The 12,879-nt window shown below is 60.7% G+C and carries 10 protein-coding genes; 5 read left to right on the plus strand and 5 right to left on the minus strand.

All coding sequences use genetic code 11. From position 1 onward, the window contains the following. Positions 1 to 15 precede the first annotated feature (15 nt). Positions 16 to 888, plus strand: coding sequence for a pyridoxal kinase PdxY (pdxY, locus tag ACI77D_RS22725; RefSeq protein WP_064454787.1), 873 nt, complete (start codon positions 16 to 18; stop codon positions 886 to 888). 130 nt (positions 889 to 1,018) lie between these two features. Here the strand turns inward: pdxY and ACI77D_RS22730 are convergent, their stop codons facing one another. Beyond that, the gene (locus ACI77D_RS22730) at positions 1,019 to 1,504 is read right to left on the minus strand and encodes an acyl-CoA thioesterase (protein WP_053258732.1); all 486 of its coding nucleotides are present in this window, start codon (positions 1,502 to 1,504) and stop codon (positions 1,019 to 1,021) included. Between the two features lie 294 nt (positions 1,505 to 1,798). Here ACI77D_RS22730 and ACI77D_RS22735 point away from each other — a divergent pair, with 294 nt between their 5' ends. Continuing rightward, a complete protein-coding gene (locus tag ACI77D_RS22735; protein WP_064454786.1) occupies positions 1,799 to 3,562 on the plus strand; it encodes a cation:proton antiporter in 1,764 nt (587 codons plus the stop codon). Between the two features lie 17 nt (positions 3,563 to 3,579). On the opposite strand, the gene ACI77D_RS22740 is transcribed toward ACI77D_RS22735, so the two are convergent. The 3 genes from ACI77D_RS22740 to uvrD all read right to left on the minus strand — a co-directional run bounded on the left by ACI77D_RS22740 (position 3,580) and on the right by uvrD (position 7,367). Next, entirely contained in the window at positions 3,580 to 3,987 is a 408-nt protein-coding gene (locus tag ACI77D_RS22740) for an SMI1/KNR4 family protein (protein ID WP_017739032.1), read from the minus strand. A gap of 136 nt (positions 3,988 to 4,123) precedes the next feature. Then, on the minus strand, positions 4,124 to 4,993 hold the full coding sequence (locus ACI77D_RS22745; RefSeq protein ID WP_221295926.1) for a Tim44 domain-containing protein: 870 nt from the start codon (positions 4,991 to 4,993) through the stop codon (positions 4,124 to 4,126). Positions 4,994 to 5,183: 190 nt separating this feature from the next. Continuing rightward, a complete protein-coding gene (uvrD, locus tag ACI77D_RS22750; protein WP_064454784.1) occupies positions 5,184 to 7,367 on the minus strand; it encodes a DNA helicase II in 2,184 nt (727 codons plus the stop codon). Between the two features lie 279 nt (positions 7,368 to 7,646). Here uvrD and ACI77D_RS22755 point away from each other — a divergent pair, with 279 nt between their 5' ends. The 3 genes from ACI77D_RS22755 to ACI77D_RS22765 all read left to right on the plus strand — a co-directional run bounded on the left by ACI77D_RS22755 (position 7,647) and on the right by ACI77D_RS22765 (position 11,963). Continuing rightward, positions 7,647 to 10,520, plus strand: coding sequence for an EAL domain-containing protein (locus ACI77D_RS22755; protein ID WP_064454783.1), 2,874 nt, complete (start codon positions 7,647 to 7,649; stop codon positions 10,518 to 10,520). 162 nt (positions 10,521 to 10,682) lie between these two features. Then, positions 10,683 to 11,549: a transcriptional regulator HexR gene (hexR, locus tag ACI77D_RS22760; RefSeq protein ID WP_010168370.1), complete on the plus strand. Its 867-nt coding sequence runs from the start codon at positions 10,683 to 10,685 to the stop codon at positions 11,547 to 11,549. 219 nt (positions 11,550 to 11,768) lie between these two features. Beyond that, positions 11,769 to 11,963 carry a PA3496 family putative envelope integrity protein gene (locus ACI77D_RS22765; RefSeq protein ID WP_082895969.1) on the plus strand — a complete coding sequence of 65 codons (195 nt, stop codon included), beginning with the start codon at positions 11,769 to 11,771 and terminating at the stop codon, positions 11,961 to 11,963. On the opposite strand, the gene ACI77D_RS22770 is transcribed toward ACI77D_RS22765, so the two are convergent. Further along, positions 11,893 to 12,867: a LysR family transcriptional regulator gene (locus ACI77D_RS22770; protein WP_407017535.1), complete on the minus strand. Its 975-nt coding sequence runs from the start codon at positions 12,865 to 12,867 to the stop codon at positions 11,893 to 11,895. The two genes, ACI77D_RS22765 and ACI77D_RS22770, sit on opposite strands and share 71 nt — an antisense overlap. Positions 12,868 to 12,879 lie beyond the last annotated feature (12 nt).

Genomic DNA, 12,879 nt, shown 5'->3' on the forward strand with positions numbered 1-12,879 from the left:
ACGGAAATCCCCCGCATGAAACGCACACCTCATCTGCTTGCGATCCAGTCTCATGTGGTCTTTGGCCACGCCGGAAACAGCGCCGCCGTGTTCCCCATGCAGCGGGTCGGGGTGAACGTCTGGCCGCTCAACACCGTGCAATTCTCCAATCACACTCAGTATGGCCAGTGGGCGGGCGAAGTGTTGGCGCCGCAGCAAATTCCGGCACTGGTGGAAGGCATTGCCGCGATTGGCGAGCTCGGCAACTGCGATGCGGTGCTGTCCGGCTACCTCGGCAGTGCGGACCAGGGCCGTGCGATTCTGACGGGTGTGGCGCGGATCAAAGCCATCAACCCCAAGGCCCTGTACCTGTGCGACCCTGTGATGGGTCACCCGGAAAAGGGTTGTATCGTGCCCCAGGAAGTCAGCGATTTCCTGCTGGACGAGGCGGCCGCCCTGGCGGATTTCCTGTGCCCCAACCAGCTGGAGCTCGACAGCTTTGCCGGGCGCAAGCCGCAATCGCTGTTCGACTGCCTGGGCATGGCCAAGGCATTGCTGGCACGCGGGCCGAAGGCGGTCCTGGTCAAGCACCTGGATTACCCGGGCAAATTGCCGGAGGGTTTCGAGATGCTGCTGGTGACTGCCGACGGCAGCTGGCACTTGCGTCGGCCGTTGCTGGCGTTCCCGCGCCAGCCGGTGGGCGTGGGCGACCTGACGTCAGGGCTGTTCCTGGCGCGGGTGCTGTTGGGTGACAGCTTGCTGGCGGCCTTCGAGTTTACGGCGGCTGCGGTGCATGAAGTGCTGCTGGAAACCCAGGCCTGCGCCAGTTACGAGTTGGAACTGGTACGCGCCCAGGACCGTATCGCCCACCCCCGGGTACGCTTCGAGGCCACGCCGATCAGTCTGTAAGTACCCGGAACCCAATGTGGGAGCGGGCTTGCTCGCGAAAGCGGAGTGTCAGTCGACTTACCAATGACTGACCCACCGTATTCGCGAGCAAGCCCGCTCCCACATTTTGATTGGATTTACAGCCTGAGGCTTACGGCGCGTCGGCTTTGATTTCCTGATAGCGCTTTTCCAGCTCCTGGCGAATCTGCCGACGCTGCTGGGCCTGCACAAACCGGCGCTTGTCTTCGCTGTTCTGCGGCTGCAGCGGCGGTACGGCGGCGGGTTTGCGCTGGTCGTCCACGGCCACCATGGTGAAAAAGCAGCTGTTGGTATGGCGCACCGAGCGCTCACGGATGTTCTCGGTCACCACCTTAATGCCCACTTCCATTGAGGTGTTGCCGGTGTAGTTGACCGAGGCAAGGAAGGTCACCAACTCGCCGACATGGATCGGCTCGCGAAAGATCACCTGGTCGACCGACAACGTGACGACATAGCGGCCCGCGTAACGGCTCGCGCAGGCGTAGGCCACTTCGTCGAGGTACTTGAGCAGGGTGCCGCCGTGGACATTGCCTGAGAAGTTGGCCATGTCAGGGGTCATCAATACCGTCATCGACAGCTGGGCGTTTCCGGGTTCCATAGCACACTCACGGGTTGTAGGCATTGGTTGGGGGGCGGCACCTCTACGGGTGCTGAACTCTTTGCAGCGCTCTCCCTAACGGGACGCCGGTGGGCGGCTTGCCGTCACGCGTGCACCGATCTGTTTCCATATATTGCACCGGCTTTCTGCCGGAAGTCGCGGTGTTAACCTTCAAACGCCCATCTCAGGGAATTTCTTACGATCAAGGCAGACTTTTCCTTCCGCTCTTTGCGACTTTTCAAAGGCGTGAGTGGAAGTGGGAAAAGCGCCAGTACCCTCAAGGAGCCCCTCGCCATGCACGCCATCAGCTTTATCCAGGACTTGGCCGTGATCATGCTGGTGGCAGGGGTTGTCACTGTCCTGTTTCATCGCCTCAAGCAGCCGGTGGTGCTGGGGTATATCGTCGCCGGGTTCATCATCGGCCCTCACACCCCGCCATTCGGCCTGATCCATGACGAAGACACCATCAAGACCCTCGCCGAGCTGGGGGTGATCTTCCTGATGTTCTGTCTGGGCCTTGAGTTCAGCCTGCGCAAGTTGTTCAAGGTCGGCGCCACCGCGTTTATAGCGGCGTTCCTCGAAATCATCCTGATGATCTGGATCGGCTACGAGATCGGCCGATGGTTCGCCTGGAACACCATGGACTCGCTGTTCCTCGGCGCGATCCTGGCGATCTCCTCGACCACCATCATCGTCAAGGCACTGAATGACCTGAAGATGAAAAACCAGCGTTTCGCCCAGCTGATTTTTGGCGTGTTGATCGTTGAGGACATCCTCGGCATCGGCATTATCGCCTTGCTGTCGAGTATCGCCGTCAGTGGTACGGTCAGCTCCGGCGAGGTGTTCTCCACGGTCGGCAAGCTCTCGCTGTTCATGATCGTCGCGCTGGTCATCGGCATTTTGCTGGTGCCACGCCTGCTGGCCTACGTGGCCAAGTTCGAAAGCAACGAGATGCTGCTGATCACCGTATTGGGTCTGTGTTTCGGCTTCTGCCTGCTGGTGGTCAAGCTGGAATACAGCATGGTGCTGGGCGCGTTCCTGATCGGCGCGATCATGGCCGAGTCCCGCCAGTTGATTAAGATCGAGCGCTTGATCGAGCCAGTGCGAGACATGTTCAGCGCGATCTTCTTTGTCGCCATCGGTTTGATGATCGACCCGCAAATCCTGCTGCAGTACGCGTGGCCGATCGCGGTGATTACCGTTGCGGTGGTGCTGGGCAAGATGTTGTCCTGCGGCCTGGGGGCTTTTATTGCCGGCAACGACGGCCGCACCTCACTGCGGGTTGGCATGGGGCTGTCACAGATTGGCGAGTTTTCATTCATCATCGCCGCGCTGGGCATGACCTTGCAGGTTACCAGTGACTTCCTCTATCCGGTGGCGGTGGCGGTTTCGGCAATTACCACCTTGCTGACGCCTTACCTGATCCGCGGTGCCGACCCGTTGTCGTTAAAGATTGCCTCGGTGATACCTAAGCGCATGAGCCGGGTATTTGGGATGTATGGCGAATGGCTACGCAGCATCCAGCCTCAGGGTGAAGGGGCAATGCTGGCGTCGATGATCCGCAAAATCATCCTGCAAGTGGGGGTCAACCTGGCGCTGGTGGTGGCGATATTCTTCACCGGCAGCTTTTTCGCGGCGCGCATCGGTGGGTATCTGGAAGGCTGGATCAGTGATCCGAGTTGGCAGAAGGCATTGATCTGGGGCGCGGCGTTGCTGTTGTCGCTGCCGTTCCTGATTGCGGCGTATCGCAAACTCAAGGCTCTGTCGATGTTGCTGGCGGAGATGAGCGTGAAGCCGGAAATGGCCGGGCGGCATACCCAGCGTGTGCGGCGGGTGATCGCCGAACTGATCCCCATCCTCTCGCTGCTGGTGATCTTCCTGCTACTGGCAGCCTTGTCGGCCAGTATTCTGCCGACCAACAAGTTGCTGGTGCTGATTGCCATAGTCACGGCAGCAGTCGCGGCTGTGCTCTGGCGGTGGTTCATCCGCGTACATACGCGGATGCAGGTCGCCTTGCTGGAGACGCTGGATAACCACAAGGATACGCCGGAGCACTAGAGCCCCGGTGGTGCGACTCAGCTTTCCAGCCAGACGTCCCGCGCCCAGTGCCATACCGATTCCCAGGTTTCTTCGGTGACGAGTTCTTCTTCGCCGGACCACAGCACCACGGTGCCGTCTTCTTCGACGCAGTAGTAGTCGTCGCCGTCCTGGCAGATCGGGATCATGCTGCGGTCAACACCGGCATCCCAGGCGTTGGCGGCAACGTCCGGCAGGTAGGTGTGGGATTGCGGGTCGGTGACGGTCACCGGCTCCAGGCTGCCATACACCACGTCGCTGACGGTCAGCAGGAATTCGCGGAAGACAAAGGGGATGTCGATGAACAGTTGTTCTTCGATTTCCACCAGTTGGTCTTCGTCAGGCAGCTCCAGAGGAACCGGGACCGGTTCGTTGGCTTCACGCAATTGTTCGATGATTTCTTCCACGGCCGGGATCCTCTTGCTAGATGGCGCGGTTTATAGGGGCGTTTTATACAGTAGCTCGCTATAAGTGCAACCGTGAAATAGAAAACCCCGGAACATGTCCGGGGTTTTTATGACCAAGTGCTCAAACGCGCAGCTATCAGCCGTTCTGACGGATACCGGCGACCAGCCAAGGCTGGTTGTCGCCTTGGGCGCGTTCCATGTTCCAGCTTTCGCTGAACACTTCGCCCTGGTCGAAACGCGAGGTCTTCGACACGCCGCTGAAGGTCAGGGTGGCGATGGTCTTGTCGGCGCGATCATCCACACCTTCCAACTGGACGCGCAGGTCGTCGATGTAGGTCGACTGGAAGCCGTCGCCCAGGTCGGCGCGTTCGCGCTTGAGGAACTCCAGCAGTTGCGGGGTCACGAACTCGGAGATCTTGTCCATCTCGTTGGCGTCCCAGTGCTGCTGCAGGGACTGGAAGTGGCTGCGGGCCGCTTCGACGAAACGCTCTTCGTTGAACCAGGCCGGTGCATTGATTACCGGACGGGCGGGAGCAGGAGCAGCCGAACCACCGAAGATCGAGCCCACGGCTGGTTTTTGTTCGAACACTTCACGCTGCATCGGCGCGCCGGCTGGAGCCATGTGCTCCTGCTGCTTGCGGCGACGGGCGGCGATAAAGCGGAAGATCAGGAAGGCGATGACGGCCATGATCAGGATGTCGAAGATCTGCATGCCCTGGAAGCCGCCGCCCATGAACATGGACGCGAGCAGGCCACCGGCTGCGATACCGGCCAGAGGGCCCAACCAGCGCGAAGCACCGCCGGCCTTGGCAGCCGCGCCAGCCGCACCGGCTGCGCCAGCGGTAGCCGCTGCACCGCCGGCACCGGCGGATGGAGCCATTTGGCTGGTCTGGTGAGTCGGCGCCGAGCCCATGCTTTTGCCGCCACCGAAGCGCTTGGCGTTGGCGTCGAGGCTCATCGTCAAGCCGATGCACAACGCCATGGCGATGCTAAGAAAACGTTTCATAAAGGGAATTCCCATTTGTGGATTGCACGCGCGCCATGTTGCACAGGTGTTGTGGCAGTGGCTAGCGACATAATGTTTCGGGCTTTTGCGTAGGCCCGAATCAGAATGGCCTGTAGGACTTATTACTGATATTGGCCCGCGCTTGTTAAAAACAAGGGCGGGCCAACAACCTTCATGTAGAGAAGATGTATCAGATTGCTTCGAGCTTCGCGTAGCCCATCATCAGCCACTTGCTGCCTTCGGCGAAATTCACCTGCACCCGTGCCTGGGCGCCAGCGCCTTCGAAGTTGAGAATCACGCCTTCGCCAAAGATCGCATGCTTGACCTGCTGGCCAAGGCTGAACGGTGTTTCCGGAATCTCGGAACCAGCAAACAGGTTGCTGGAGTTCTGCTGCTGGCCGCCGCCGAACGGGCGGCTGACGCTGTTGGACAGGCGCACTTCCTGAATCAGCCCCTTCGGCACTTCACGTACGAAGCGCGACACCTTGTTGTAGGTTTCGCTGCCGTACAGGCGTCGGGTCTCGGCATAGGTCATCACCAGGTTCTGCATGGCACGCGTGATGCCCACGTAGGCCAGGCGGCGTTCTTCCTCAAGGCGGCCGGGCTCTTCCAGGCTCATCTTGTGCGGGAACAGGCCTTCTTCCATGCCCACCAGGAACACATACGGAAATTCCAGGCCCTTGGCGCTGTGCAAGGTCATCAGCTGGATGCTGTCTTCATGCTCATCGGCCTGGGTATCGCCGGCTTCCAGCGAGGCATGACCCAGAAACGCGGCGAGCGGGGTCAGCTCTTCATCTTCTTCAGTGTTTTCGAACGCGCGGGCGGCGCTGACCAGTTCCTCAAGGTTTTCTACCCGGGCCTGGCCTTTCTCGCCTTTTTCCGCTTCGTGATAGGCGATCAGCCCGGACTGCTCGATCACGGTCTGGGTCATCAAGTGCAGCGGCATTTCTGCGCACTTGGCCGCCAGGTTCTCGATCAGTTCGACAAACACACCCAAAGCACCGGCGGCGCGGCCGGTCAGGCCTTTATTGGCGATCAGCAAGCGCATGGCTTCCCACATCGACACATCGGCGTGGCGTGCGTGGTCGCGAATAGCTTCGACGGTTTTTTCGCCGATGCCACGCGCCGGGATATTGATCACCCGCTCCAGTGCCGCATCGTTGCCACGACCTTCCAGCAAACGCAGGTAGGCCATGGCGTTCTTGATTTCCGCCCGCTCGAAGAAGCGCTGGCCGCCATAGATGCGGTACGGGATGCGTTCGCGCAGCAAGGCTTCCTCCAACACCCGCGATTGGGCGTTGGAGCGATACAGGATGGCGATATCGCTGCGCGCCAAACCGGTTTTCAGCGCGCTTTCGATGGTTTCCACCACATAGCGCGCTTCATCGTGTTCGTTGAACGCGGCGTACAGGTTGATCGCTTCGCCTTCGCCGCCGTCGGTCCACAGCTCTTTGCCCATGCGCCCGGTGTTATTGGCGATCAGCGCGTTGGCAGCCTTGAGGATGCCGGCGGTGGAGCGGTAGTTCTGCTCCAGGCGGATGGTGATTGCGTCCGGGAAGTCGTCGGAATACTGGTAGATGTTCTCGATTTTCGCGCCGCGCCAGCCGTAGATCGACTGGTCGTCGTCGCCCACCACCATCAGGCTGTCACCGCCCTTGGCCAGCAAGCGCAACCAGGCGTACTGCACGGCGTTGGTGTCCTGGAACTCGTCCACCAGAATGTGCCGGAAGCGCTTCTGGTAATGCGCCAGCAAGCCGGGGTTGTCGCGCCACAGGTCGAGGGCGCGCAGCAGCAGCTCGGAGAAGTCGATCACGCCGGCGCGTACGCAGGCCGCCTCGTACGCTTCATAGATGCTGCGCATGGTGGCGAGGAACAAATCGCCGCTGGCCTGGATATGTTGCGGGCGCAAGCCTTCGTCTTTCTGGCCGTTGATAAACCACTGCGCCTGACGCGCAGGCCAGCGTTGTTCGTCGAGGCCCAGTTCGCGGATCACGCGCTTGACCAAGCGTTGCTGGTCGTCGCTGTCGAGGATCTGGAACGTCTGGCTCAAGCCCGCTTCCTGCCAGTGCGCTCGCAACAGGCGGTGTGCCAGGCCGTGGAACGTGCCCACCCACATGCCGGCGGGGCTGATGCCCATCAACTGCTCGATGCGGTGACGCATCTCTGCAGCGGCCTTGTTGGTGAAGGTTACCGACAGGATCGAATGCGGGGACGCGTTTTCGACCTGGATCAACCAGGCGATACGGTGCACCAGCACTCGGGTTTTACCGGAGCCAGCACCGGCCAGGACCAACTGACGGCCAACGGGGGCTGCTACGGCCTGGCGTTGGGCATCGTTGAGGGAGTTCAGCAAAAGAGAGAGATCATCGCGCATCGGCGCATTCTATGGGCCTAACGGGAGTGGGGCAAATCCCAATGCCGGGTGGTCGATGGAAAACATCCAGCGTGACAGTGGCCGGGCAAACATTCTGCCGGGGCTGATGACTGGTTGGTCATGGGCCACAGCCCGCACGGGCTCTCGCTCAAGCAGTCTGGCTCGAAGGTTTGCGGCCGATTCCAGTGCGGTTTTTATGACGTGGAGCAGTTTGGCCCAAGCGCTTGCTTGTGTATGCTCCGTCGACGTTTCGGGCTCACCATTATAAGAATACTGCCTATGACCCTCAGTCCCGATCTGTTCGGCCCCTCGGCGGCGCCCGCGCAGGTCATCCGTAAACATTACGCAACCGAGATGGCGGTCGAACGCACGCGCCTCTTGTATCAGGGGTCTTTGCTGCCGACGTTATTGATGTTGGTCAACGGCCTGGTGTGTGCCTGGTTGCTGTGGAACCCCAAGCAATATGTGTTGGACAGCATCTGGCTGGTCTGGCTGCTCGCTCTGGTGGCCCTGCGTGTGATCCAGGTGGCGGCTTTTGATTCGGCGATGCCCAGTCGCCAGGCCCGGCCGATCTGGCGGGGCATGTTCATGCTGGGCTCGGCGGTCAGCGGCCTGACACTGGCGACTGCCGCCATCGCCCTGGTGCCTGTCGACAGTTTTATGCAGCAAGCCTGGGTGTTCGGCCTGATCGGCGCAGCGACGCTGTCGGCCAGTGTGGCCTATGCCGTGAGCCTGCCCGCCTTCCTGTCATTTGCCGTGCCGTGCCTGGTGCCGGCGATTGTCTATCTGTTCTGGAATGGGGCCCCGCAGCAGCAAGGTTGGGGGGTACTCGGCCTGATTCTGCTGGCCTCTTTGAGCCTGGTGGCGTGGCAGGTCAACCGCCTGATCCAGCGCGGGTTGTTGCGGCGCTTCCAGAACCAGGCGTTGATCGAGCATCTCCAGCAGGCGCAGCAGCGCAGCGAGCAATTGAATCAGGAACTGGTGCGTGAAGTTGGCCAGCGTCGGCAGGTCGAACAGGAGTTGCGCGAGGCGCAAACCGGTCTGCAAGACCGTGTGGCGCAACGCAGCCAGGAACTGGACGCCGCCAGCCTCGCCCTGAATAAAAGCGAAGCGCGCCTGGCCATGGCCCTGCAAGCCAGCGAACTGGGCTTGTGGGACTGGAACCTGCAAACCGATGAAGTGCACCATACCCAACTCAAGGAACTGTTCGGCCTGGAGCCTGAGTACGTTACTGCAATGCTCAGCCATCTCAAGCCACGCCTGCACCCCGACGACCTGCCGCTGCTCAAGCGCGCCCTGGTGGAGCACCTCAAGGGCCGCAGCGAGGATTATCAGGTCGAATACCGTGTGCGCCATGGCGCTGGCCATTGGGTATGGATCGAAGACCGTGGTCGCGCCGTGGAGCGCACGCCCAGCGGACGCGTCACGCGCATGCTCGGCACCCGCCGCGACATCAGCGCCGGCAAGGTCCTGGAAGAGCAGCAGCGCCTCGCGTCGACCGTCTTCGAAGCCGCCAGCGAAGGCATTGTGATCCTCAACCCGGAGTACGTGCTGATTGCGGTCAACCAGGCCTTCAGCCGTGTCACCGGTTTTGAAATGGACGACATGATTGGCCGCAATGTCGTGGAACTGCCCAGCAGTCGTGACGCCCGCCGGCATTTTCCGGTGATCCGCCAGGCACTGCTCAGCCATGGCACCTGGCAGGGCGAGCTGGTGGAAACGCGCAAAAACGGCGAGCTGTACCCGCAATGGCTGCAACTGAATGTAGTGCGCGATGCTCGCGGAAAAGTCAGTCATATTGTCGGCTTCTTCGCCGATCTTTCCGCGCGGCGTGAATCCGAAGAGCGCATGCGCTACCTCACTCACTATGACGAGTTGACGGGCCTGGCCAACCGCTCGCTGTTTCGCGAACGGCTGCGCGAAGCTCACCAACGCGTGCGTCAGGGCGGGCGCAGCCTGGCACTGCTGCATATCAACCTGGACCGCTTCAAGCTGCTTAATGACAGCCTCGGCCATGAAGTCGCGGATCAGCTGTTGCAGAAAATGGCGCGGCGATTGATCAATGCCTTGCCCGAAGCCGACACCATTGCGCGGCTGTCCGGTGATGAATTCGCCGTACTGTTCGACGGCTACGGCAACTTGTCGAGCCTGGCGCGTGTGGCCACGCGGCTCCTGGCCAAACTGCGCGTGCCGGTGACGGTAGAAGGGCATGAGCTGGTGGTCAGCGCCTCAATGGGCGTAAGCCTGCTGCCGGATAATGCGCGGGAGATTTCCGCGCTGGTCAGCCAATCGAACATGGCCATGCAGCACGCCAAGCACTTGGGCGGCAATAATTTCCAGTTCTACACCGATAGCCTGCAAGCCAGCACCCTGGAGCGTTTGCAGCTGGAGAACCACTTGCGCAAGGCCATCGACGAGCGCCAGCTCACGGTGTTCTACCAGCCGAAACTGTGCCTGGCCACGGGCAAATTGAACGCTGCCGAAGCACTGGTTCGCTGGGAGCATCCGCAATGGGGCATGGTGCCGCCGGGGGACTTTATCGGCCTGGCCGAAGAGACCGGCTTGATCGTACCGCTGGGCGAGTTCGTGCTGCGCCAGGCGTGTTGGCAGGCGTGCGAGTGGCAGCGCCAGGGGCTTGCACCGATCCGGGTGTCGGTGAACCTGTCAGTGCATCAGTTGCGCCAGGGCAAGTTGGTCAGCCTGGTGCGCCAGGTACTTGAAGAAACCGGCCTGGCCCCGCACTACCTGGAGCTGGAGCTGACCGAAAGCCAGCTGCTCGACAATGTTGAACACATTATCGCCACCTTCCAGCAACTGCGCGATTTGGGCGTGAAGCTGGCCATTGATGACTTCGGCACGGGCTATTCGTCCCTCAGTTACCTCAAGCGTATCCCCGTGGACTACGTGAAGATCGACCAGACGTTTATTCGCGGGCTTGGCCAAGGCCGTGAAGACGCGGCCATCACCCGGGCGATCATCGCGATGGCCCATGGCCTGGCACTCAAGGTGGTGGCCGAAGGAGTGGAAGATCAGCAGCAGCTGGATTTCCTGCGAGGGGAGCGATGCGATGAGGTGCAGGGCTACCTGATCAGCCGGCCGATGCAGGCCGAGGGGTTGGCAGATTTGTTACGGAAAAATGCAGATTTTTCTTAATGACGCCAAGGCTACCCGTGTGGCTACAAAGCCTCTGCCCTTTGAATCAGAGGGCAGCAGGGCGATTTAGTGATGCATCGGACGGGCAAAACGGCAATTCTTGTAGTATAACTACAAGCTTGCTACATCCCTGGCACCCGCCAATAACAAGAGTCCTGTCCTTTGAACCTGTTGCAACATATCGCCCAGTCGCGCCACCTGTTACGCAAATCGGAACTCAAGGTTGCCGATCACGTGCTGCTTGATCCTGCGGCTGTGATGCACAGTTCCATGGCCGACCTGGCCCACAGCGTGGGCATCAGTGAGCCGACCATCGTGCGCTTCTGCCGCGCCATCGGTTGCTCCGGGTTCCAGGACTTGAAACTCAAACTGGCCCAGAGCCTGGCTGCCGGTGCGAGCTTCGGGCAGTTTGCGATTCACGAAGACGATTCCGTCGCCGACTACAGCCTGAAAATCTTCGACACCACCTTGCACACCCTCATGGAAGTGCGCGAGAAGCTCGACCCTGTGGAGCTGCAGAAGGCCGTGACGGCGATGTCCCAGGCGCAGCGCGTGGAGTTTTATGGCTTCGGTGCGTCGGGTGCCGTTGCTGCGGATGCCCAGCACAAATTCTTCCGCCTGCTGCTCACCGCAGCGGCCTATAGCGACCCGCACATGCAGGCGATGTCGGCGGTCACGCTGAAACCGACTGACGTGGCCATCTGCATTTCCCAGTCCGGTCGCTCCAAAGACTTGCTGATTACCGCCAACTTGGTGCGTGAAAGCGGCGCGACGCTGATCACCCTGTGCCCGAGCCAGACGCCGTTGGCGGAGCTGTCCACGGTCAACCTGGCGATCGATGTGCACGAAGACACCGAAATTTACACGCCGTTGACCTCGCGCATCGCCCACTTGGTGGTGATCGACGTGCTGGCGATGGGCGTGGCCATGGCGCGCGGGCCGAGCCTGGTCAACCACCTCAAGAGCGTGAAGCGCAGCTTGCGCAGCCTTCGTCTCTCGCCTAAATCCGTCAAAGCCCTCGACGACTGATCAGCGGCTGAACGCGGTCAAACATGTGGGAGCTGGCTTGCCTGCGATTACGGTCTGCCAGTTGCCATATTGGGTGGCTGATGCACCGCTATCGCAAGCCAGCCCACATTGGCTTTGCGCCAGTTTCCGAAGATTCATCGTCCTGTAACCCCCGCGCCGCCAAACCGTCATCCCGCGCGCCCATCCTGACCTCCCCGTACTCGCATTGGGAGACTCAAAATGGCCCGGCAATACGAAGACAGCAGCACCGTCAAAACCCGTCGTCAGCAGGAAGACCAGCGCCGCATGGCGTTCCGTCGCGCAATCGAAGACCGTTGCGAGGAGCGTCAATTGCTCCAGAGCATCAGTGACTACCCGGAACTCCACTGGCAGGCACCCGCGGCTGCCCAGCGAAGCGTTCAGCCAACGCGCTGATCTGCACCCGTTCGCTGCGGATAAAGCCCAGGAACGCATGGGCCACCGGTGACAGGCGCTTGGCTTTGGCTTGCACCAGGCACCAACTGCGGTACAGCGGCAGATCCTCCACCGGCAGCTCATTGAGCCCGCCGGTGGCCAGTTCCAGGTTGACCGCGTGGCGCGTCAGCAGCGCCACGCCCAACCCTGCGCTCACACACTCACGCTGCGCCTCGGCCGAAGCCACCTCCACCGTTTGGGTGAAGTGCACGCGTTTTTCCTTGAAGTACTCCTCGCAGGCCAGTCGCGTGCCGGAACCCGGTTCACGTATCAGCAGCGTGTAAGGCTCCAGGTCCTGAAGGCGAAGCGGTCCTTGCAGGCTCAACGGATGATCAGGCGGCGCCACGGCAACAATCGGATTGTTGAGAAACGGCAGGAATTCCAGGCCCATGTCCTGGGGCACCATGGACATGATCACCAGGTCATCCCGGTTATCTGAAAGCCGGCGAATCACCTGGGCCCGGTTGACCACCGTCAGGTGCAACTGCACCTCCGGATGCTGGCGCTTGAAGGCGGCAAACAGGTGCGGCACAAAGTACTTGGCGCTGGATTCCACGGCCAGTTTCAACTGCCCCTGCAGCGAGCCCTGCATGTCCGACAGCTGCATATCGAGGTTTTCCAGGCGCCCGAAAATATCGCGGCTGGCCCGTTGCAAGGCTTCGGCAGCCTCGGTCATGTAGAGCTTTTTGCCGACATAATCGAACAGCGGCTGGCCGATCAGTTCTTCCAGCTGGCGAATTTGTAGGCTAACGGCCGGTTGTGTGAGGGACATTTCTTCGGCTGCGCGGCTGTAGGAACGCAAATCACAGACTTCATTAAAAATCTGCAATTGGCGTAATGTAATACGCATCAATGACTTACGCATTATCTAAGTGCT

The sequence above is a fragment of the Pseudomonas sp. O39 genome (assembly GCF_045447295.1).
GTDB classification, from domain to species: Bacteria; Pseudomonadota; Gammaproteobacteria; order Pseudomonadales; family Pseudomonadaceae; genus Aquipseudomonas; species Aquipseudomonas antarctica_A.

Bases quoted from the DNA above. Each gene is read 5' to 3' on its own strand.
- pdxY (WP_064454787.1), top strand. From the start codon at position 16: ATGAAACGCACACCTCATCTGCTTGCGATCCAGTCTCATGTGGTCTTT.
- ACI77D_RS22730 (WP_053258732.1), bottom strand. From the start codon at position 1,504: ATGGAACCCGGAAACGCCCAGCTGTCGATGACGGTATTGATGACCCCT.
- ACI77D_RS22735 (WP_064454786.1), top strand. From the start codon at position 1,799: ATGCACGCCATCAGCTTTATCCAGGACTTGGCCGTGATCATGCTGGTG.
- ACI77D_RS22745 (WP_221295926.1), bottom strand. From the start codon at position 4,993: ATGAAACGTTTTCTTAGCATCGCCATGGCGTTGTGCATCGGCTTGACG.
- uvrD (WP_064454784.1), bottom strand. From the start codon at position 7,367: ATGCGCGATGATCTCTCTCTTTTGCTGAACTCCCTCAACGATGCCCAA.
- ACI77D_RS22755 (WP_064454783.1), top strand. From the start codon at position 7,647: ATGACCCTCAGTCCCGATCTGTTCGGCCCCTCGGCGGCGCCCGCGCAG.
- ACI77D_RS22765 (WP_082895969.1), top strand. From the start codon at position 11,769: ATGGCCCGGCAATACGAAGACAGCAGCACCGTCAAAACCCGTCGTCAG.
- ACI77D_RS22770 (WP_407017535.1), bottom strand. From the start codon at position 12,867: ATGCGTAAGTCATTGATGCGTATTACATTACGCCAATTGCAGATTTTT.